This is a genomic window from Streptomyces griseocarneus, assembly GCF_014655595.1.
GTDB classification, from domain to species: domain Bacteria; phylum Actinomycetota; class Actinomycetes; order Streptomycetales; family Streptomycetaceae; genus Streptomyces; species Streptomyces griseocarneus.
Map to the genome: position 1 here is coordinate 21,702 of NZ_BNBL01000014.1, position 18,571 is coordinate 40,272.

Here is an 18,571-nt window from a genome sequence, read left to right on the forward strand (position 1 = left end):
TACCCAACCCGCGTCGGATGCGCGAATGCAACCCTCCGGGGATGCTCTCATCACACGGGACTGATGGGGTGGGAGGGTGCAAAGCCGTACACCAGCCGACACCGGACGGTCCGGGGCCGCGAGCGAGCTTCCGCTGAGCACGGAGCTGGCCTCGGCGGTCTCGGGCGCCCGCAGGCGCGCCGCGCGCGACGGCGACCGTCAGGCCGACACCGCCCACCTGCTGCACACGCTCCTCGAGGCCGACCCCGCCACGCGCCGCGCCTTCCACGGCGGGCCCGCCCAGGTCGCCCGGCTGCTCGGCTACCTGGTCCAGCGCACCATCGGCTACGGCCTGCGCTGGAGCGGCACCGTCGAGGACTCCGCCGCCCTGCCCGTCCTGGCCGGCGGCAGGGCGGCCGGCTGGTCGCCCGCCGCGTCCGGCGCCATGCGCCACGCCCGCGACCGGGCCCGCGCACGCGGCGCCGGCCGGGTCGAGGGGCTCGACCTGCTCGCCGCACTGGTGCGCGACCCCCGCTGCCGGGCGGTCGACGTGCTGCGCCGGGCCGGCGTCGACACCGCCGCGCTGGCCTCGGTGCTGGCGGAACACGCCTGTCCCGAGTGCCGCTGATCACGACAGGACCATCGCTAGTGACGGTCATGTCCATTACTGCCATGATGCAGCGATGCAAGCGACTTCTGGGAGAAGCGCGGGGCTGGGCCTTGCCCTGACGTCCGCGCTGGCGTTCGGTGGATCGGGTGTGGCGGCCAAGCCGCTGATCGAGGCGGGGCTGGATCCGCTCCACGTGGTGTGGTTGCGCGTGGCCGGCGCGGCCCTGGTGCTGCTGCCCCTCGCCTGGCGCCATCGCGCCCTCCTCATACGCCGGCCCGCGCTGCTCGCGGGCTTCGGACTGCTGGCCGTCGCCGGCGTGCAGGCCTGCTACTTCGCCGCGATATCCCGGATCCCGGTGGGCGTCGCCCTGCTCCTGGAGTACCTGGGGCCCGCGCTGCTGCTGGGCTGGGTGCGGTTCGTCCAGCGGCGTCCGGTGAGCCGGGCCGCGGCGGTGGGCGTGGTCCTCGCGGTGGGCGGGCTCGCCTGCGTCGTCGAAGTGTGGTCCGGGCTCGGCTTCGACGCCCTGGGCCTGGTGCTGGCCCTGGGCGCGGCCTGCTGCCAGGTCGGCTACTTCGTCCTGTCCGACCACGGCACCGACGGCGAGGCCCCCGCCGACCCCTTCGGCGTCATCGCGTACGGCCTGCTCATCGGCGCCCTGCTGCTGACCGCCGTCGCGCGCCCCTGGGAGATGGACTGGACCGTGCTGGCCGGGGCCGCCGACATGAACGGCACCGAGGTGCCGGCCGCGCTGCTGCTGGGCTGGGTGGTGCTCGTCGCGACGGTGGCCGCCTACCTCACCGGAGTGCTGGCCGTGCGTCACCTCTCCCCGCAGGTCGCCGGCGTCGTCGCCTGCCTGGAGGCCGTCGTCGCCACCGTGCTGGCGTGGGTGCTGCTGGGCGAGCACCTGTCCGGGCCGCAGCTGGTGGGCGGGGGGCTGGTGCTGATGGGCGCCCTCATCGCCCAGAGCTCCACGCCCAAGGCGGCGTCGGACGGGCCGGTGGCCGCGGGGGGCGGGGCGGCCGAGGGCGTGCCCGCCGGGCCGGATGCATCCGCCGGGCTTGAGGCGTCCGCCGGGCTTGAGGCGTCCGGCGGGCTTGACGTGCCCGCCGGGCTTGAGGCGTCGGGCGGACGGGAGTTGTCGGGCGGCCGGGAGTTGTCCGGCGACACCCGTCCGGCCTAGTCTGACGATCATGCCGATGACTGTTCTGCCGCCTCCCGCCGCCTAGCGCGGGCGGCCGCTACCGGAGGACCGGAGCCGGGGACGACCTCCCCGGCCGATCGCCGCTGCCCGCAGACGGGATCACGCGATCATCCACGTCTTCCGCGGGAGAACAGTCATGCACAACTCCGCTCTTTCGGCCTGCCCTGAACGCGGCGGCCACCCCGCCGGCACGGCCGGCGACGACCGCCCCGGCGGCGCGCTGCCGGGCGGCACGGCCGCGATGTCCGTCGGCCGCGGCCTGGCCTGCGTCACCGTCGCCGCCGTCGGCTGGGGCACGGCGGGCGCAACCGCCGCGCTGGCCTTCGACAGCAGCGGCCTGGGCCCCGTCGCGCTCACCTTCTGGCGGATGGCCGGCGGCCTCGTCCTGCTGCTGGCCGTCCGTGCCCTGCTGCCCCGCCGCACCGGCCCGGCACGGCCGCAGGAGCCGGCGCGTCACCGGGTGGCCCGCGTCCTGATCACCGGCCTGGGCCTGACCGTCTTTCAGGCCGCCTATTTCGGTGCCGTCGCCGGGACCGGAACGGCCGTCGGCACGGTCATCACGCAGGGCGCGGCGCCCGTGGTGGTGGCGCTGGGCGGCAGGCTGCTGATGGGGGAGCGGCTGGGCGTGGGCGGCGGCGTGGCCGTCGCCGGGGCGCTGGCCGGGCTGGCGGTGCTGATGCTGGGCGGCGCCGGTACGGACGCGGTGCGTCCGCTGGGCGCCGCCATGGGGCTGCTGTCGGCGGCCGGCTATGCGGTGGTCACCCTCTACGGGCGCTACCTGGGCCGCCGGGGGAGGGGCGCCGACGCGTTCACCACGACGCTGACGTCCTTCGCGGTGGGGACCGTGTCGCTGCTGCCCCTGGCCGCGGCCGAGGGCCTGTGGCCCCGGGCGGAGGGGCTGGGACGCACGCTGGGGCTGATGGCCTATCTGGTGGCGGTCCCCACGACGCTGTCGTACGGGCTGTTCTTCGCGGGGCTGGCGGCGGTACGGGCCACCACGGTCACCGTGATCACGCTGCTGGAGCCGGTGACGGCGGCGGCCGTCGCGGTGGGGCTGCTCGGTGAGCGGCTGACCGCGCCGACCCTGCTCGGCACGGCCGTGCTGCTGGGCGCGGTGGCCGCGCTGGCCGTCGCGGAGACGCGCGGAGCGCCCGCCGCCGTGCCGGTGGAACCTGCCCTCGCGTCGGCAGGGCCGGCCGCCGCGCCGGTGGAACCGGCCTGTGCTGCCCGGCCGGTGGAGCGGGAGGGTGCCGCTCAGCGGTCGGCGAGGCCGGTGAGGTAGGCCGGCGCGGGGATGCCCGGGGCGAGGTCGTCCGCCGGGACCGGGGCTCCGTAGGCCGTGGTCACGGGGACGACACCGCTCCAGTGCGGCAGCGCGAGATCCTCGGGGTCGTCGTTGGGGCCGCCCGTGCGGACCTTGGCCGAGACCTCCTCGAGGTCGAGGCACAGCACGGCCGTGGCGGCCAGCTCCTTGGGCGACGCCGGGCGGGAGTCGGCCGCCCGGCCCGGCACGACCTGGTCCACCAGCGCGTCGAGGGCGGCGGTCAGCTCGGCCGGGTCGGTGACCCGCCGGGCCCGGCCGTGCACCACCACGGAGCGGTAGTTGAGGGAGTGGTGGAACGCCGAGCGGGCCAGGACCAGGCCGTCGACGTGCGTGACCGTGACGCACACGGGCATCCCCTCCTCCCCGCTGCGGTCCGCGGCGCGCAGCGGCCGCGAGCCGGTCGAGCCGTGGACGTACAGGCGCTCGCCGATCCGGCCGTAGAGCGTGGGCAGGACGACGGGGGCGCCGTCGCGGACGAAGCCGAGGTGGCAGACGTAGCCGGCGTCGAGTATCGCGTGGACCTGCTCGCGGTCGTAGGAGGCGCGTTCGCGGGCACGGGTGGGGGTGGTGCGCTCGGTCTTCTCGTACTGCCCGGGAACCGTGGAAGCAGGCATTGCGCTCTCCATTGAACTAGTGCATAGTGTTGTTTGTGCTAGGAGAGTATCGGATCGAGGGTCGTCGCGCAGCGGACATTTCCGCGAGCGTGGAGCGGGCGGTCGGTGAAGGCAGACTGGCCCCGGGTGAACTGCTGCCTCCGTTGCGGGAGTTGGCGGTCGAGCTGGGCGTCAATCCCAACACCGTCGCGTCCGCGTACCGCACGCTGCGCGACCGTGGGGTGATCGAGACTGCGGGCCGCCGAGGGAGCCGGGTGCGGCCGCGCCCGGCCAGCACGCCCCGAGAGATGCTGCGGGTGGAGGCGCCGGAGGGGGTGCGCGACGTCTCGAGCGGCAATCCCGACCCGGCCCTGCTGCCCCCGCTCGAAGAGGCGCTCGCCGCCGCTGCCGCCCGTTCCCGCACCGCTCCCGTGCTCTACGGCACCCCGGCCGTGGACAGCGAGCTGGAGCGGATGGCCCGCGCGGCCTTCACCGAGGAGGGCGTTCCCGAGGGGCCGGTGGCGGTCACCTCGGGAGCGCTGGACGGCATCGAGCGGGTGCTGAGCGCCCACCTGCGCCCCGGGGACGCCGTCGCCGTCGAGGACCCGGGCTGGGGAAGCCTCCTGGACCTCGTGCCGGCGCTCGGGCTGCGGCCCGTTCCCGTCGCCGTCGACGACGACGGCCCCCTTCCCGGGGAGGCCGAGCGCGCGCTGCGCGCGGGCGCCCGGGCGCTGGTCGTCACCGACCGGGCGCAGAACCCCACGGGAGCGGCGATCGGTGAGGCGCGCGCCCGCGAGCTGCGCGCCGTGCTCTCCGGCCATCCCGGGGTGCTGCTCATCGAGGACGACCACGGCCACGGCTTCGTCGACCTGCCGCTGCACTCCCTGGCCGGGGCCACCACGCACTGGGCGCTGGTGCGTTCGGTCGCCAAGGCCTACGGCCCCGACCTGCGGCTCGCGGTGCTCACCGGCGACGCGGTGACCGTGGACCGGGTGCTGGGGCGGCAGCGGCTGGGGCACGGCTGGGTGAGCCATCTGCTGCAGGACGCCGTGCTGCACCTGTGGCGTGAGGGGGCCGTGGACCAGCGGGCGGTGGCGGCCTCGTACGGGCGGCGCCGCGACGCCCTGCTGGCGGCGCTGCGGGAGCGGGGGATCACGGCGCACGGGCGCAGCGGGGTGAACGTGTGGCTGCCGGTGCCGGACGAGACGGGCGCGGTGGCGCGGCTGCTGCAGGCGGGCTGGGCGGTGGCGCCCGGGGCGCGCTTCCGCCTCGGCTCCCCGCCCGGGGTGCGGGTCACCGTCTCCTCGCTGTCCCCGGACGAGATAGGGACGGTCGCGGACGCGCTGGCGTCCGCGACCGTCCCGGTGCCCGCGGGGCGTTACGACTGAAGGGTGCGCCGTCGGCGTGCTACGGCCGGGCGGCCGCCTCGGCCTCCGCGACGGCGGCGGTCTCCGGGACGACGGCGGTCTCCGGGGCGGTCTCGGTTCGGGCGGTGGCAGCGGCCTCGTCCTCCGAGCGGGCCGCCGTCCGGGACGTGCCCGTGCCGGCGCCCCGGCTCTGGGTGAGGGCCGCGCCGGCCAGGACGATCAGGGCTCCGACGGGAGTGTTCCAGGTCAGGTCCTCGCCGAGGAGGCTGACGCCCGCCGCCGTCGCGACGACGGGGATGAAGTAGGTGGTCATGGTGGCGGTCGTCGGCCCGACCTCGGCCACCAGCGCGTACTGCAGGAGGAAGGCGAGCCCGGTGCCCAGCGCGCCCAGCGCGAAGACCGCCAGCAGCGGCACGACGGGGAAGGAGGACGGCAGCGGGCTGAACAGCGGGGCGACGACGGCGAGCTGGGCGGCGCCCAGCAGCAGCTGGCTGCCGGACTTCGCCAGGTGGGAGTCGCCGGTGTCCGACAGGGTGCGCCGGACGTAGATCCAGCCGACGGCGTAGCTCAGCGACGCGATCAGGGCCAGCAGGGTGCCCTCGGCGTCCTGGCCCGAGAAGCCCTGCCAGGCGCCGAGCACGGTGAGCACGCCGATGAAGCCCAGGCCCAGCCCGGCGAAGCGGCGCCGGGTCGGCCGGTCCTCGGAGAGGGCCACGAGCGAGAGGAGCATGCCCCACAGCGGGGTGGTGGCGTTGCAGATGCCCGCCAGGGTGGTGGAGATGCTCAGTTCGGCGTAGGCGAAGAGCGTGAACGGCAGGGCGTTGCAGAGGAAGGCCGCGACGGTCAGGTGCGCCCACGTCCGGCCCCGGCGGGGCAGCCGCTGCCGGGTGACCAGCAGCGTCACCAGGAGCACCGCCGCCCCGAAGAACATCCGGCCGAAGGAGACGTACAGCGGGGCGAAGCCGTCGGTGCCGACCTTGATGAACAGAAAGCTGAAGCCCCATATGAGGGACAGGACGCCGAACCGTATGCGCCAGTCCACGGTGGGGCGGGCGGCAGGGGCGGCGGAGGATCCGGGCGTGGCGGCGGTGCTCATGATGACTACGATGCAGGGCCGTACCAATTAGAACAAGCAAATATATTTACGCAAGACCGCGTAGCATCGCTTACATGTTGAATCTGGAGCGCCTGCGCACCCTCAACGCCGTCGCCCGCCACGGCTCCGTCAGCGCCGCGGCCGACGGGCTGCACGTGACGACCTCGGCCGTCTCCCAGCAGCTGGCCAAGCTGGAGCGCGAGACCGGACAGCGGCTGCTCGCCAAGAACGGCCGGGGCGTGCGCCTCACCGATGCCGGGCGGCTGCTCGCCGAGCACGCCTCGCGCATCCTCTCCCAGGTGGAGCTCGCCCAGGCCGACCTGGAGGCCCAGCAGGGCCAGGCCGTCGGCGAACTGCTGCTGGGCGCCTTCCCCACCGCGGCCCGCGGCCTGTTCCCCACCTCCCTCGCCGGACTGCGCCGCGACCACCCCCAGCTGCGCCTGCGACTGGAGGAGATGGAGCAGGACGACGCCGTGCCGCGGGTGGTGCGCGGTGACATCGACCTCGCCGTGGTCCTCGACTGGTACAACAAGCCCCTGCCCGTCCCGGCCGAGCTGGCCAAGGAGTGGCTCCTCGACGACCCCGTCGACGTCGCCGTCCCCGCCGGCCACCCGCTCGCCGGTCGTGACCACGTCGCGCTGGAGGACTTCGCGGACGACGAGTGGATCTCCTGGCCCAAGGGCGAGTTCTGCCACGACTGGCTGATGCTCACCCTGCGCGGCAAGGGCGTCGAGCCCCGCATCTCGCACATGGCCGAGGAGCACCACACCCAGCTCGCCCTCGTCGCCGCCGGCCTGGGCGTCGCCGTCGCGCCGCGCCTGGGCCGGGGGCCGGTGCCGGAGGGGGTGCGCGTGGTGCCCGTACGGCACACGATGTGCCGCCATGTGTACGCGATCTGGCGGGCGGACGCGGGCCGCAGGCCCTCGATCCGGGCCGCCGTCGACGCGCTGCGCTCCTCCGGCGCGGCCGTCGCCCGCCAGGACCGCGCCGGATAGGACCGCGCCGGATAGGACTGGGCCGGACAAGGCAGCCGTGCCGGATGGGCCGTGCCGGACAGGACCGCGCCGGAATGGCCCCTAGCCGCCCGCGAGCTTGCGGAAGTCCCATGAGACGACCGTCCGCGGCACCAGTCGCAGCCAGGCGTGCCGGCCGTCGTGCGGCATGGCGGCCAGGCCGAAGTACTTGCCGGCGAAGAGCCGCTCCGCCTCCTCCAGCTCCGGGCACGCCCCGCCCGAGCGCGGCGCCTCACCGACCGGCACCGCCGTGCCCGACAGCTCGGCCCCGCGCAGCTCCCCGTATGCGTGGCCGTCGTCGACGACCACCGCCACGCGCGGGTCGCGCCGCAGGTCGGCCCAGCGTCGGCTGCGGGTGAGGGAGTACAGCCACAGGGCCCGGCCGTCCCACGCGTACCACAGGGCACTGGCGTGCGGACGGCCGCCCGGGCCGGCCGTCGCCACCCGGCAGACGCGCTGTCCGGTGAGGAAGGCGTCCAGCTCCGCCGGCGTCATCATGATCCGGCGGCCGCGTCGCTGTGTGCCGGCCATCGCGCACCCCACCCTCCGCGTAGCTGACTACCCGTCAGAAAGCATGTGGCCCACAGCATGGGCCCTCTTCCCCCGCCGCGCAATGCCCGCTAGCCTCACCCGCACCATGGCGCCGAAGGAACAGCCCGCCGACGAGAGCGACCCGGCGACCACCGTGCTGCTGACCGTCGAGTGCCAGCGCGGCGTCGTCGGCCCCGACAGCGCCCTGCCCGAGCTCGCCGCCGTCGCCCGCGCCTCGGGCGCCCTGGTCAACGTCGCCCGCCTCGTCGCCGGGGCGCACGAGGCCGGCGTCCAGGTCGTGCACGCCATCGCCGAGCGCCGCCCCGACGGCCGCGGCGCCGGGCGCAACGCCCCTCTCCTGCGCGCCGTCGAACGGCTCCCCGTGCAACAGCTGACCGGCACCCTGGCCGTCCGGGTCGCCGAGCCGATCCCGGTGGGGGACGGCGACCTGGTCCTGCGGCGGCTGCACGGGCTCTCGCCGCTGGCCGGCACCGGCCTGGACGCCGTGCTGCGCAACCTCGGCTGCCGCACCCTGATCGTCACCGGGGTCTCGGCCAACGTCGCCGTCCCCAACGCGGTCTTCGACGCCGTCAACCTCGGCTACGCGGCCGTCGTCCCCTCCGACGCCATCGCCGGAGTGCCCGCCGACTACACGGCGGCGATGGTCCGCCACACCCTCGCGCACGTGGCCGCCCTCACCACCACCGACGCCCTGCTGCGCGCCTGGCGGCAGCGACGGCGGCGGAGCGGCTGAGGCGGCCGGCGAGGGGCGCGGCGGACCGCTCCTGTCAGCCCGGAGCGAGGGAGTCCCCCTCAGCCCAGGGTGAGGGAGTCCCCGTTCACCGACACCTTGCGCGCCGGCAGCGGCTGCCGCGCCGGCCCGCCGCGCACGCTGCCGTCGGTCACCGAGAACCTGCTGTCGTGGCAGGGGCAGTTGATGGTTCCGTCCGCGACCTCCTTCACCAGGCAGCCCTGGTGGGTGCACACCGCCGAGAACGCCTTGAACTCGCCCTTCGACGGCTGGGTGACCACCACCTTGCGGTCCGGGAAGACCTTCCCGCCGCCTTCGGGGATGTCCGCCGCCCTGCCCAGGGCCGCCCCGGCCCCCGGCTGCGCGGCCCCGCCGCCCTTCTCGCCGTCCTGGGCGTTCTCCTTCTTGCCGTCCGAGCCGCCGCAGGCGGCGAGCAGGGTAGCCAGGCCACAGACACCGGCCGTGGCGACGACGGCGCGACGGGCGGGGCCGGCCTGGGCGGATGCGGGATGCGTCATGATCGATCCTTTGCTGTATCCGGTGGGGCAGCTGGGTCGAGGACTCATACGGATCGGCGGCCCTGGGCGTTCAGACGCCGAGTAACCTGGGACGATGCTCCCCCATGTCACGGCCACCCGCTATGTCGCGCCCCTGCGCGAGGGTGGCTCGCTCCCCGGCATCGTCGAGGCCGACGACCTCGGGACGTACGTCATGAAGTTCACCGGCGCGGGCCAGGGCCGCAAGACGCTGGTCGCCGAGGTCATCTGCGGACAGCTGGCCCGCCGGCTGGGCCTGCGCGTCCCCGAGCTGGCCGTCCTCGAGCTGGACCCGGTCATCGGCCGCGGAGAACCCGACCCCGAGGTGCAGGCGCTGCTCAAGGCCAGCGGCGGGCCCAACCTCGGCATGGACTTCCTGCCCGGCGCCCTCGGCTTCGACCCGCTCGCCTTCGAGACCGACCCGGCCGAGGCCGGGCGCGTGGTGTGGTTCGACGCCCTGATCAACAACGTCGACCGCTCCTGGCGCAACCCCAACCTCCTGGTCTGGCACGGCCGGATGTGGCTCATCGACCACGGCGCCACCATGATCTGGCACCACAACTGGCCGAGTGCGGCCGCCGCGGCCGGCAAGGCGTACGACGCCTCCGACCACGTCCTGGCCACCTTCGCCCCGGACGTCGCCGGCGCCGCGGCCGAGCTGGCCCCCCGGGTCACCGAGGAACTGCTGGCCGCGGCCGCGGCCGACGTGCCCGACGCGTGGCTGGCCGGCGAGCCGGGCTTCGACAGCCCGGACGCCCTGCGCCGGGCCTACGTCGAGGTGCTGCTCGAACGCGCCGCCGTCATCGGCGAGCGCATCACCGTCGGCGAGCGCTCCGCCGACAAACCCTCGCAGGCGCCCGAGTGGGTGCGCGTGAGGCTGAACGGAAAGGCCCCGCAGTGACCCGGCACAACGGACGCGACGTCTTCGAGTACGCGCTGCTGCGCGTCGTTCCCCGCGTGGAGCGCGGCGAGCAGATCAACGCCGGGATCGTCGTCTACTGCCAGGCGAAGTCCTACGTCGCCGCCCGCGTCCACCTGGACGAGGCCCGCCTGCTGGCCCTCGACCCGGCGGCGGACGTCGCGGGCGTACGGGCCGCGCTGCACGCCGTGGAGGGCGTCTGCGCCGGCGGGGAACGGGCCGGCCAGGCGGCCTGCGACGACGCGGGCCGGCGCTTCCGCTGGCTGATCGCGCCCCGCAGCACCGTCGTGCAGCCCGGGCCGGTGCACACGGGCCTGACCGCCGACCCCGAGAGCGAGTCCGAACGCCTCCTCGACCTGCTGGTGCGGTGACGCCGGGCGGGCGCGCCGCAGGCGTTGACAGGGGGTGGCGGGGCTTCTAGCGTCTGATCGTCGGACGTTACTAAGCGGTTGCTCACCTGCTGCCCCGGCGGCCGGGGAACCGCCTTCAGGTGAGGAGAACCGCATGTCCACCACCGAGCAGCGCGTGGCCGTCGTCACGGGCGCGGCCCGAGGCATCGGCGCGGCGACCGCCGTGCGCCTGGCCGCGGAGGGCCGCGCGGTCGCCGTCCTCGACCTCGACGAGGCGGCCTGCGCGGACACCGTGGAGAAGATCACCGCGGCGGGCGGCCGGGCCCTGGCCGTCGGCTGCGACGTCTCCGACTCCGCCCAGGTGGACTCAGCCGTCGCCCGCATCGCGGACGCCCTCGGCGCGCCCGTCATCCTCGTGAACAACGCGGGCGTCCTGCGCGACAACCTGCTGTTCAAGATGAGCGACAGCGACTGGGACACCGTCATGAACGTGCACCTGCGGGGCGCGTTCCTGATGTCGCGCGCCTGCCAGAAGCACATGGTGGACGCGCGCTTCGGCCGGATCGTCAACCTCTCCAGCAGCTCGGCCCTCGGCAACCGCGGCCAGGCCAACTACGCCGCCGCCAAGGCCGGCATGCAGGGCCTGACCAAGACCCTCGCCAAGGAGCTCGGGAAGTTCGGCATCACCGCCAACTCCGTCGCCCCCGGCTTCATCGCCACCGAGATGACCGCCGCCACCGCGGCCCGGGTCGGCATGAGCTTCGAGGACTTCAGCGCCGCGGCGGCCACCCAGATCCCGGTGCAGCGCGTCGGCGAGCCCGAGGACGTCGCCCACGCCATCGCCTTCTTCACCGGCGAGCAGGCCGGCTACGTCTCCGGCCAGGTCATGTACGTGGCCGGCGGCCCGCTCAACTGACGAAAGGGGCAGGACGGATGAACGCTCAGGAGCGCGAGCTCGAAGGAAGAGTCGCCCTCGTCACCGGGGCCAGCCGCGGCATCGGCTTCGGCGTCGCCGAGGCCCTCGTGGCCCGTGGCGCCAGGGTCGTCATCACCGGCCGCAACGAAGAGGCCCTCAAGGAGGCCGTCGAGCGGCTCGGCGACCGGCAGGCGGTCGGCGTACCCGGCAAGGCGCACGACGAGGACCATCAGGCGGTGGCCGTCGAGCGGGCCATGGAGGCCTTCGGCCGCGTCGACTACCTGGTCAACAACGCCGGTACCAACCCGGTGTTCGGCCCCCTGGCCGACCTCGACCTGGCCGTCGCCCGCAAGGTCTTCGAGACCAACGTCGTCTCGGCGCTCGGCTTCGCCCAGCGGACCTGGCACGCCTGGCAGAAGGACAACGGCGGGGCGATCCTCAACATCGCCTCCATCGCCGGGGTCGCCCCCTCGCCGTTCATCGGCGCGTACGGCGTGAGCAAGGCCGCCATGATCAACCTCACCCTGCAGCTCGCGCACGAATTCGCGCCGGGCGTGCGGGTCAACGCCATCGCCCCGGCCGTGGTGAAGACGAAGTTCGCGGCGGCCCTCTACGAGGGGCGCGAGGAGGAGGCCGCGGCCTCCTACCCGCTCGGGCGGCTGGGCGTGCCGGAGGACATCGGGGGTGCGGCGGCCTTCCTGCTGTCCGACGCCGCCGGGTGGATCACCGGGCAGACCCTCGTCGTGGACGGCGGGCTCTTCCTCAACGCCGGGGTCTGAGCGGGCGGGGGACCTCCGCGGCGGGCGTTGTCAGTGGTCGCCGGTAAGTTCTCCTCCGAGAACGAAAGCGAACCCGGAGGTTGCCCCGTGACCGTCACCGACATGCTGCCCGAGTCCTGGCGCGGTGTCCTCGGCGAGGAGCTGGAGAAGCCCTACTTCAAGGAGCTCACCGACTTCGTCGAGGACGAGAGGACGAAGGCGCCGGTGTACCCGCCGCGCGGGGAGGTCTTCGCCGCCCTGGAGGCCACCCCGTACGACCGGGTGAAGGTCCTCATCCTCGGCCAGGACCCGTACCACGGCGCGGGCCAGGGGCACGGCCTGTGCTTCTCGGTGCGCCCGGGCGTCAAGACGCCGCCCTCCCTGCGCAACATCTACAAGGAGATGGGCGAGGAGCTCGGCTACGACGTCCCCGACAACGGCTATCTGATGCCGTGGGCCGAGCAGGGCGTCCTGCTGCTCAATGCCGTGCTCACGGTGCGCGGCGGGGAGCCCAACTCCCACAAGGGCAAGGGCTGGGAGAAGTTCACCGACGCGGTGATCCGCGCGGTGGCCGCCCGCCCCGACCCGGCCGTCTTCGTGCTGTGGGGCAACTACGCGCAGAAGAAGCTGCCCCTGATCGACGAGGAGCGCCACATCGTGGTCAAGGGTGCCCACCCCTCGCCGCTGTCGGCGAAGAAGTTCTTCGGCAGCCGTCCCTTCACGCAGATCAACGAGGCGGTCGCGGGCCAGGGCCACGAGCCGATCGACTGGCGGATCCCCAACCTCGCCGTCTGATCGCGAATTGATGGCGGCCCGATCGCGTTTCGATCGTGGTCCGGTCGCGCCGGGCGCGCGGCTCCGTTTCGTACGGGGCGCGCCCGGCCGGTCAGTTGCCGTACACCTGGTGGCAGATCCGCGACGCGTCCTCGCCCTTCTGCCACTTTCCGTAGGTGTCGCCCAAGGCGCAGACGCCACGGCCCTTCTGGCCGCGCCGGTCCGGGGCGGGGGCGGGCATCTCCTGGCGCGGGGCCTCCTGACGCGGGGCCTCACGGCGCTCGCCGGCATCGGGCCGGGGCTCCACGCGCCGGGACTCGGCCGGCGGTGCCTGGCGCTGCGGGGCGGAAGCCGGGGGTGCCTCCCGCGAGGCGGGGGCCGGTCCGGCGGCGGGCGGGCGAGCCGCGGAGCCGGGGGAGCCGGCCGGGCGCTCCGCCTCCCGGGCGGGCTCCCCGGGGGCGGCCTGGCCGGCCGGACGGCGCGGCCCGGCGTCCGCGCCCCGGGCCGGATCCCGCCCGGGCAGCCACGGCGGATCCCACGGCCGGATGTGCTCCGGACCCCATGACGGTCCCGGGGGCAGGGCCGGTGACGGCGCCGCCGGGTCCGTGGACCCCTCCCGCGCCGGGCCGCCCCCGACGGTGACCAGGGACTCCCGGGCGGGGCCCGGCCCGTCCTCCGGTGCGGCGCCGCGCGTGAGGCGGTGCGGACCGGTACGTTCGGTGGGCGGGGAGACGGAGACACAGCCGACGGCGGCCGACATCGCCACCGCCACCAGGACCGCCGCCGCGGGCATTCGCTGCACCCGCCCAACCCTGCAGGCGGACAACAGCGGTTGTGAACACCCCGCCGGAGTGGCGCGGGATCACGGCCCTCGGCGCGCGCCGTCCCGCACCCCCGTCACCCCCCGTCCCGCCGCCCGCGCCCGAGCATGCCGTGCAGCAGCTCCGCCATCCCCGCGCGCAGCTGCGCCTCGCCGGGCACCTCGGCGTGGTACGACCCCGCGGCGCACGAGAACATCAGCCCCTCGCACCAGGCGATGAGGGACAGCGCGTGCCGTTCCGGGTCGGCCGATCCCGCCGCCGCCATCAGCGCCACCAGCGGCTCCCGGAAGTGGCCCCGCCCCGTCGCGTCGTAGATCTCCCGCAGTTCGGGCCGCCGGGCCGCCTCCAGCGCCAGCTCGTAGCGGGCCAGCAGCAGCTCCCGCTGCCCGGTCAGCGAGCCGTGCAGGGCGGGCGCGAGCGCCTCGGCCAGCGCGTCCGGGCCGCCCGCCGGGTCCGGCAGCTCCGCGGTGCCCAGCACCGCCGCCTCGCGCACGGCCAGCCGCCGCACCGCGGCCTCCAGCAGTGCCGCGCGGGTGCGGGCCCGGTTGGACGTCGAGCCCGGCGGCAGCCCCGCCGCCTCGTCCACGGCGCGGTGGGTCAGGCCGCGCATGCCGCGTTCGGCGAGCAGGGCCAGGGCGGTGTCGGCGATGAGCTCGGTGCGGGAGGCGGCGCCCGGGGGAGGGGCGGCGGGACGTTCCGTGGTCATGAGTCCAACCTAGCCGTTCCACTACGGGCGTAGTAACCTGCAACTACACCTGTAGTGGTCGGTTCCCGTGGGTCGAGCCCTCGCGACCGTCCGCGCCCCCATGCCGAGGAGGAGCCATGGAACAGCCCCACGCCGTGATCGTCGGTGCCGGAATCGGCGGTCTCACCGCGGCGGTGGCCCTGCACCGCACGGGCTGGCGGGTCACCGTCCTCGAACGCGCCGCCTCCCTCGAGCCCGTCGGCGCAGGCATCTCCCTCGCCCCCAATGCCCAGCGCGCCCTCGACGTCATCGGCCTGGGCGACGAGGTCCGGGCCCTGGCCGCCTGGCAGGGCGACGGCGGGCTGCGGGCACCGGGCGGCCGCTGGCTCTCGCGCACCGACAGCGATGCCGCGGCCCGGCGCTTCGGCGGCCCCCTGGTCCTCCTGCACCGCGCCACCCTCGCCGGCCTGCTCTCCTCCCGCCTGCCCGACGGGGCCATACGCACAGGAGAGGACGCCTCCCTGGCCGACCCCGGTGATGCCGGCCGCCCCGCCGTCGTCACCGCCTCCGACGGCGAGATCGAGGCGGACCTCGTCGTCGGCGCCGACGGCATCCACTCCGCCGTGCGCCGTGCCCTCTTCCCCGGCCACCCCGGCCCCGCCTACGCCGGATTCACCACCTGGCGGGTCGTCACCCCCGCCCCCGTAGGGCCGTTCGCCCCCCACGAGACCTGGGGCCGTGGCCGGCTCTGGGGCACCCAGCCGCTGAAGGACGGACGGATCTACGCCTACGCCGCCGCCCTCGCCCCGGCGGGAAGCAGGGCACCCGACGACGAGAAGGCCGAACTCCTGCGCCGCTTCGGCACCTGGCACGCCCCGGTCCCCGGCATCCTCGCCGCGATCACCCCCGGCGACGTCCTCCGTCACGACGTCCATCACATGACCGACCCGCTGCCCGCCCACCACCGCGGGCGCACCGCCCTCGTCGGCGACGCCGCCCACGCCATGGCCCCCAGCCTCGGCCAGGGCGGCAACCAGGCCATCGAGGACGCCGTCGTCCTCGCCCACCACCTGGCTTCCGGCCGGCCGGACACGGCGTCCGCGCTGGCCGCCTACACCCGCGACCGGCTGCCCCGCACCACCGCCGTCGTGCGCCGCTCGGCCTCGGCGGCACGGCTGTTCATGCTCACCGCCGCCCCCGCGGTCGCCCTGCGCGACGTCGGGATCGCCGCCGTCAGCCGATTCGCCCCGGGAGCGCTGCTGCGCGGATTCGACGGCATAGCCGACTGGCGGCCGCCCGTTCGCACGTATGCTGCACAGACGGAACGGACGAATCGCACGTCACAGGAGGCACAGTGAAGGTCGGCTGCATCGGTCTGGGCGACATCGCGCAGAAGGCGTACCTGCCCGTGCTCGCCGCGCACCCGGGCCTCGTGCCGCACCTGCAGACCCGCACGCCGGCCACCCTCCACCGGGTCGCCGACACCTACCGCGTGCCCGACGCCCACCGCCACACCGACCTCGACTCCCTGCTCGCGGCCGGCCTCGACGCGGCGTTCGTGCACGCCCCCACCGAGGCCCACCCCGAGATCGTCACCCGCCTCCTCGAAGCGGACGTCCCCGTCTACGTCGACAAGCCCCTGGCCTACTCCTACGCGGAGAGCGAGCGGCTGGTCCACCTGGCCCGGGAGCGCAGGGTCTCGCTGGCGGTCGGCTTCAACCGCCGCCACGCGCCCGGGTACGCCCAGTGCCTGGAGCACCCGCGCGACCTGATCCTGATGCAGAAGAACCGGGTCGGCCTCCCCGAAGCCGCGCGCAGCCTCGTCTTCGACGACTTCATACACGTCGTCGACACCCTGCGCTTCCTCGCGCCGGGCCCCGTCGACCACGTCGACGTACGGTCGAGGACGCGCGACGGCCTGCTGCACCACGTCGTGCTCCAGCTCTCCGGCGACGGCTTCACCGCCATCGGCACCATGAACCGCATGAGCGGCTCCACCGAGGAGATCCTCGAGGTGTCGGGCCAGGACTCCAAGCGGCAGGTCCTCAACCTCGCCGAGGTGATCGACCACAAGGGACAGCCGACCGTCCGCCGCCGCGGCGACTGGGTCCCCGTCGCCCGCCAGCGGGGCATCGAACAGGTCGCGCACGCCTTCCTCGACGCCGTCCGGGCGGGGTCCACCCTCGACGCCGAGGACGCGCTGCGCACCCACGAGCTGTGCGAACGCGTCGTCACTCTCGTTCAGCAGCAGGCTTCCTGACGGTCCGTCGGATCCTTCGCAGTCCCTCGACGGCACAGGTGACGGCCAGGACCGCGAGTGAGCCGTACAGGACCCAGTCGCCGGTCCGTACGTACGGGCTCGTCCCGCGCGCCAGCGGTACGTCGTAGACGGCGGCCGCGGAGCGGTCCGGGCCGAGCCGCTCGCCGATCAGGTGGCCGTGGGCGTCCGCGACCGTGCTCACGCCGGTCAGGGTCGCGTGCACCATCGGCCGCCAGGTCTCGGCCGCCCGCAGCGCGGCCAGCGAGGCGTGCTGGTACGGCGCCCAGCTGTGCTGGAAGGTAGAGGTCGCCGACTGGGCGACCAGCAGCTGGGCGCCGTCGCGCGCCAGCCGCCGGCTCATGTCGGGGAACGCCGACTCGAAGCACACAAGCGGGCCGATCCGCAGCCCGCCGCCCGCGCCCGGCACCCGCATCACCACCGGCCCGTCCCCGCGCCTGCGGTCCTCGGTGGCCGCCTTCCCCACCGACGTGGCCCAGCCCAGCAGCGAGCGGGCGGGGACGTACTCGCCGAAGGGCACCAGCCGCATCTTGTCGTAGCGGTCGCCGGTCGGTCCGTCGGGGCCGATCAGCACCGAGCTCTTGAAGATGCCCGGCCGGTCCGAGCGCCGGGCGTCGACGTTCACCAGGAGGTCCGCGCCGACCGTGCGGGAAAGCGCGGCCAGCCGCTCCCGCAGGTCCGGCCGGCTGCCCAGGTCCTGTCCGACGCTGCTCTCGCCCCACACCACCAGGTCCACCCGCTGCCCCGCAAGCGTCCGCGTGAGCTCCTCCTCGCGGTCGAAGCGGCGCCCCGCGCTGCCCGGCCCGTCGACCACGCCCGGCTGGACCAGTGCGATGCGCACCGTGCCCGCCGGCTCCGGCACGGGCGCCCACGCCCACACCCAGCCGACCACCGCTCCGCAGGCCAGGACGCCGCCCAGCGCCGTCCTGCGGGCCCGGGGGGCCGAAATCAGCGCCGCCAGCGCCACGTTGACCGCCACCAGCAGGAAGCCGACCAGCCAGACGCCGCCCACCGAGGCCAGCCGCAGCGCCGGGGCGACCTGCCACTGACCCGCGCCGAGCAGGCCCCACGGCCCGCCCAAGTACTCCCAGGACCGCACCAGTTCGGCCAGCAGCCACCCCGACGGCAGTACCAGCAGGGCCGCCGCCACCCGCCCGGGCCCGGGCGAGCCGCCCAGCAGCCGGTGCGCGAGCAGCCCCCAGGGGACCCACAACAGGCCCAGCAGGCCCGCCAGTACGAGAATGAAGACATGCAGACTCGGCAGCAGCCAGTGATGCACCGCCAGCAGGAACCCGGCGCCGCCCAGCCAGCCCAGGAGCGCGGCGCGGCGGGCGGTCGTGGCCGAACGCAGCACGAGCAGCCAGGGCACGAGCGCCACGTACCCCAGCCACCACCAGGACGGTGCCGGAAACGTCAGGGCGGGCAGCGCGCCCGCGCCGATCGCGGCGGCTCCCCGCCACCAGGACGAGGCGAGGAGCCGCTCCCGCCGCCCCGCAGTCACCGCCATGCGCGTCTCCCTCGTTCCGGCCGGTCACCAGTGTGCGCCAGTGAGGCGGCGGGACACAGGGGGCGCCCTCTGCGACACGCTGCGACGGCGTTGCGGGGGCATTGCGGGGGCGCGAATGGCACATGCCCAGCGCCCCCTCGATCGTCCGCACACCAGGCCCTCCAGCGGGATCCGGCCATGTGCCGGGCGGCCGGAATATCGCCTACCGTGAGGCCAAAACCCCGACAACGGTGCGCAAGTTTCAGTCTTTCTGGTCTTCAAGTAAGGCAAAAATGACTTGATTTGATCTAAGGTGAAGCGAATCGATCGTAGTCGCGCACGTCAGAAAGGCCCGTGCCGGTACGTACCGTGGGTTATCGCTGACCCGGCGTGGGCAGGTACCGGGCAAAACTGGACAGGAACGCTGGCCGTTGGTCGCTGGGGGGCGGCGTGACACGCACGCGTGATCGAATAGGTATCCCGCCGGAGGGGACCGTCCCCCTTCGTAGCCGACCGTTCCGTTCGTCCATCCACCGACAGCCGATGTCCCGGAGGACTTCATGGACCACCTTGTTGCTGAAGT

Annotated in this window: 20 protein-coding genes; 13 read left to right on the forward strand and 7 right to left on the reverse strand. The window is 74.7% G+C overall.

The window, feature by feature from the left end:
- The first annotated feature begins 76 nt into the window (after positions 1-76).
- From IE295_RS28125 to IE295_RS28135, 3 genes are all read left to right on the forward strand, one after another.
- On the forward strand, positions 77-607 hold the full coding sequence (locus tag IE295_RS28125; RefSeq protein WP_190066584.1) for a Clp protease N-terminal domain-containing protein: 531 nt from the start codon (positions 77-79) through the stop codon (positions 605-607).
- A gap of 55 nt (positions 608-662) precedes the next feature.
- On the forward strand, positions 663-1,769 hold the full coding sequence (locus IE295_RS28130; RefSeq protein WP_190066585.1) for an EamA family transporter: 1,107 nt from the start codon (positions 663-665) through the stop codon (positions 1,767-1,769).
- A gap of 262 nt (positions 1,770-2,031) precedes the next feature.
- A complete protein-coding gene (locus tag IE295_RS28135) occupies positions 2,032-3,072 on the forward strand; it encodes a DMT family transporter (protein ID WP_190066676.1) in 1,041 nt (346 codons plus the stop codon).
- On the opposite strand, the gene IE295_RS28140 is transcribed toward IE295_RS28135, so the two are convergent.
- A complete protein-coding gene (locus tag IE295_RS28140) occupies positions 3,045-3,728 on the reverse strand; it encodes a pyridoxamine 5'-phosphate oxidase family protein (protein ID WP_190066586.1) in 684 nt (227 codons plus the stop codon). The genes IE295_RS28135 and IE295_RS28140 overlap by 28 nt on opposite strands.
- A gap of 35 nt (positions 3,729-3,763) precedes the next feature.
- Here IE295_RS28140 and IE295_RS28145 point away from each other — a divergent pair, with 35 nt between their 5' ends.
- Positions 3,764-5,095, forward strand: coding sequence for an aminotransferase class I/II-fold pyridoxal phosphate-dependent enzyme (locus IE295_RS28145; protein ID WP_190066587.1), 1,332 nt, complete (start codon positions 3,764-3,766; stop codon positions 5,093-5,095).
- 19 nt (positions 5,096-5,114) lie between these two features.
- Here IE295_RS28145 and IE295_RS28150 read toward each other — a convergent pair whose 3' ends face one another.
- Positions 5,115-6,170, reverse strand: coding sequence for a DMT family transporter (locus tag IE295_RS28150; protein ID WP_190066588.1), 1,056 nt, complete (start codon positions 6,168-6,170; stop codon positions 5,115-5,117).
- A gap of 74 nt (positions 6,171-6,244) precedes the next feature.
- On the opposite strand from IE295_RS28150, the gene IE295_RS28155 reads away from it, so the two are divergent.
- On the forward strand, positions 6,245-7,165 hold the full coding sequence (locus IE295_RS28155; RefSeq protein ID WP_190066589.1) for a LysR family transcriptional regulator: 921 nt from the start codon (positions 6,245-6,247) through the stop codon (positions 7,163-7,165).
- 81 nt (positions 7,166-7,246) lie between these two features.
- On the opposite strand, the gene IE295_RS28160 is transcribed toward IE295_RS28155, so the two are convergent.
- Positions 7,247-7,714: a pyridoxamine 5'-phosphate oxidase family protein gene (locus tag IE295_RS28160; protein ID WP_190066590.1), complete on the reverse strand. Its 468-nt coding sequence runs from the start codon at positions 7,712-7,714 to the stop codon at positions 7,247-7,249.
- Between the two features lie 106 nt (positions 7,715-7,820).
- On the opposite strand from IE295_RS28160, the gene IE295_RS28165 reads away from it, so the two are divergent.
- Positions 7,821-8,468, forward strand: coding sequence for a cysteine hydrolase family protein (locus IE295_RS28165; protein WP_190066591.1), 648 nt, complete (start codon positions 7,821-7,823; stop codon positions 8,466-8,468).
- 59 nt (positions 8,469-8,527) lie between these two features.
- Here IE295_RS28165 and IE295_RS28170 read toward each other — a convergent pair whose 3' ends face one another.
- Positions 8,528-8,983: a Rieske (2Fe-2S) protein gene (locus IE295_RS28170; RefSeq protein ID WP_190066592.1), complete on the reverse strand. Its 456-nt coding sequence runs from the start codon at positions 8,981-8,983 to the stop codon at positions 8,528-8,530.
- A gap of 94 nt (positions 8,984-9,077) precedes the next feature.
- On the opposite strand from IE295_RS28170, the gene IE295_RS28175 reads away from it, so the two are divergent.
- The 5 genes from IE295_RS28175 (at position 9,078) to IE295_RS28195 (ending at position 12,739) form a co-directional block, all read left to right on the forward strand.
- Positions 9,078-9,902, forward strand: coding sequence for a HipA family kinase (locus tag IE295_RS28175; RefSeq protein WP_190066593.1), 825 nt, complete (start codon positions 9,078-9,080; stop codon positions 9,900-9,902).
- Positions 9,899-10,291 carry a DUF3037 domain-containing protein gene (locus IE295_RS28180; RefSeq protein WP_086574892.1) on the forward strand — a complete coding sequence of 131 codons (393 nt, stop codon included), beginning with the start codon at positions 9,899-9,901 and terminating at the stop codon, positions 10,289-10,291. Before IE295_RS28175 ends, IE295_RS28180 begins: the two co-directional genes overlap by 4 nt.
- 133 nt (positions 10,292-10,424) lie before the next feature.
- Positions 10,425-11,186 carry a 3-oxoacyl-ACP reductase FabG gene (gene fabG / locus IE295_RS28185; RefSeq protein ID WP_190066594.1) on the forward strand — a complete coding sequence of 254 codons (762 nt, stop codon included), beginning with the start codon at positions 10,425-10,427 and terminating at the stop codon, positions 11,184-11,186.
- 17 nt (positions 11,187-11,203) lie between these two features.
- Entirely contained in the window at positions 11,204-11,965 is a 762-nt protein-coding gene (locus IE295_RS28190; protein WP_190066595.1) for an SDR family oxidoreductase, read from the forward strand.
- 87 nt (positions 11,966-12,052) lie between these two features.
- Positions 12,053-12,739, forward strand: a complete 687-nt coding sequence (locus IE295_RS28195) for a uracil-DNA glycosylase (RefSeq protein ID WP_190066596.1) — start codon at positions 12,053-12,055, stop codon at positions 12,737-12,739.
- 91 nt (positions 12,740-12,830) lie between these two features.
- Here the strand turns inward: IE295_RS28195 and IE295_RS28200 are convergent, their stop codons facing one another.
- Together IE295_RS28200 and IE295_RS28205 are read right to left on the reverse strand one after the other, a co-directional pair.
- The gene (locus IE295_RS28200; RefSeq protein WP_190066597.1) at positions 12,831-13,520 is read right to left on the reverse strand and encodes a hypothetical protein; all 690 of its coding nucleotides are present in this window, start codon (positions 13,518-13,520) and stop codon (positions 12,831-12,833) included.
- Between the two features lie 95 nt (positions 13,521-13,615).
- On the reverse strand, positions 13,616-14,245 hold the full coding sequence (locus IE295_RS28205; protein WP_190066598.1) for a TetR/AcrR family transcriptional regulator: 630 nt from the start codon (positions 14,243-14,245) through the stop codon (positions 13,616-13,618).
- 116 nt (positions 14,246-14,361) lie between these two features.
- Here IE295_RS28205 and IE295_RS28210 point away from each other — a divergent pair, with 116 nt between their 5' ends.
- Positions 14,362-15,582, forward strand: coding sequence for an FAD-dependent monooxygenase (locus tag IE295_RS28210; RefSeq protein ID WP_190066599.1), 1,221 nt, complete (start codon positions 14,362-14,364; stop codon positions 15,580-15,582).
- Positions 15,579-16,484 carry a Gfo/Idh/MocA family protein gene (locus tag IE295_RS28215; RefSeq protein ID WP_190066600.1) on the forward strand — a complete coding sequence of 302 codons (906 nt, stop codon included), beginning with the start codon at positions 15,579-15,581 and terminating at the stop codon, positions 16,482-16,484. Before IE295_RS28210 ends, IE295_RS28215 begins: the two co-directional genes overlap by 4 nt.
- On the opposite strand, the gene lnt is transcribed toward IE295_RS28215, so the two are convergent.
- Positions 16,456-18,009, reverse strand: coding sequence for an apolipoprotein N-acyltransferase (gene lnt, locus IE295_RS28220; protein ID WP_190066601.1), 1,554 nt, complete (start codon positions 18,007-18,009; stop codon positions 16,456-16,458). The genes IE295_RS28215 and lnt overlap by 29 nt on opposite strands.
- Positions 18,010-18,571 lie beyond the last annotated feature (562 nt).

Bases quoted from the DNA above. Each gene is read 5' to 3' on its own strand.
- IE295_RS28130 (WP_190066585.1), top strand. From the start codon at position 663: ATGCAAGCGACTTCTGGGAGAAGCGCGGGGCTGGGCCTTGCCCTGACG.
- IE295_RS28135 (WP_190066676.1), top strand. From the start codon at position 2,032: ATGTCCGTCGGCCGCGGCCTGGCCTGCGTCACCGTCGCCGCCGTCGGC.
- IE295_RS28140 (WP_190066586.1), bottom strand. From the start codon at position 3,728: ATGCCTGCTTCCACGGTTCCCGGGCAGTACGAGAAGACCGAGCGCACC.
- IE295_RS28150 (WP_190066588.1), bottom strand. From the start codon at position 6,170: ATGAGCACCGCCGCCACGCCCGGATCCTCCGCCGCCCCTGCCGCCCGC.
- IE295_RS28155 (WP_190066589.1), top strand. From the start codon at position 6,245: ATGTTGAATCTGGAGCGCCTGCGCACCCTCAACGCCGTCGCCCGCCAC.
- IE295_RS28160 (WP_190066590.1), bottom strand. From the start codon at position 7,714: ATGGCCGGCACACAGCGACGCGGCCGCCGGATCATGATGACGCCGGCG.
- IE295_RS28165 (WP_190066591.1), top strand. From the start codon at position 7,821: ATGGCGCCGAAGGAACAGCCCGCCGACGAGAGCGACCCGGCGACCACC.
- IE295_RS28170 (WP_190066592.1), bottom strand. From the start codon at position 8,983: ATGACGCATCCCGCATCCGCCCAGGCCGGCCCCGCCCGTCGCGCCGTC.
- IE295_RS28175 (WP_190066593.1), top strand. From the start codon at position 9,078: ATGCTCCCCCATGTCACGGCCACCCGCTATGTCGCGCCCCTGCGCGAG.
- fabG (WP_190066594.1), top strand. From the start codon at position 10,425: ATGTCCACCACCGAGCAGCGCGTGGCCGTCGTCACGGGCGCGGCCCGA.
- IE295_RS28190 (WP_190066595.1), top strand. From the start codon at position 11,204: ATGAACGCTCAGGAGCGCGAGCTCGAAGGAAGAGTCGCCCTCGTCACC.
- IE295_RS28205 (WP_190066598.1), bottom strand. From the start codon at position 14,245: ATGACCACGGAACGTCCCGCCGCCCCTCCCCCGGGCGCCGCCTCCCGC.
- IE295_RS28210 (WP_190066599.1), top strand. From the start codon at position 14,362: ATGGAACAGCCCCACGCCGTGATCGTCGGTGCCGGAATCGGCGGTCTC.
- lnt (WP_190066601.1), bottom strand. From the start codon at position 18,009: ATGGCGGTGACTGCGGGGCGGCGGGAGCGGCTCCTCGCCTCGTCCTGG.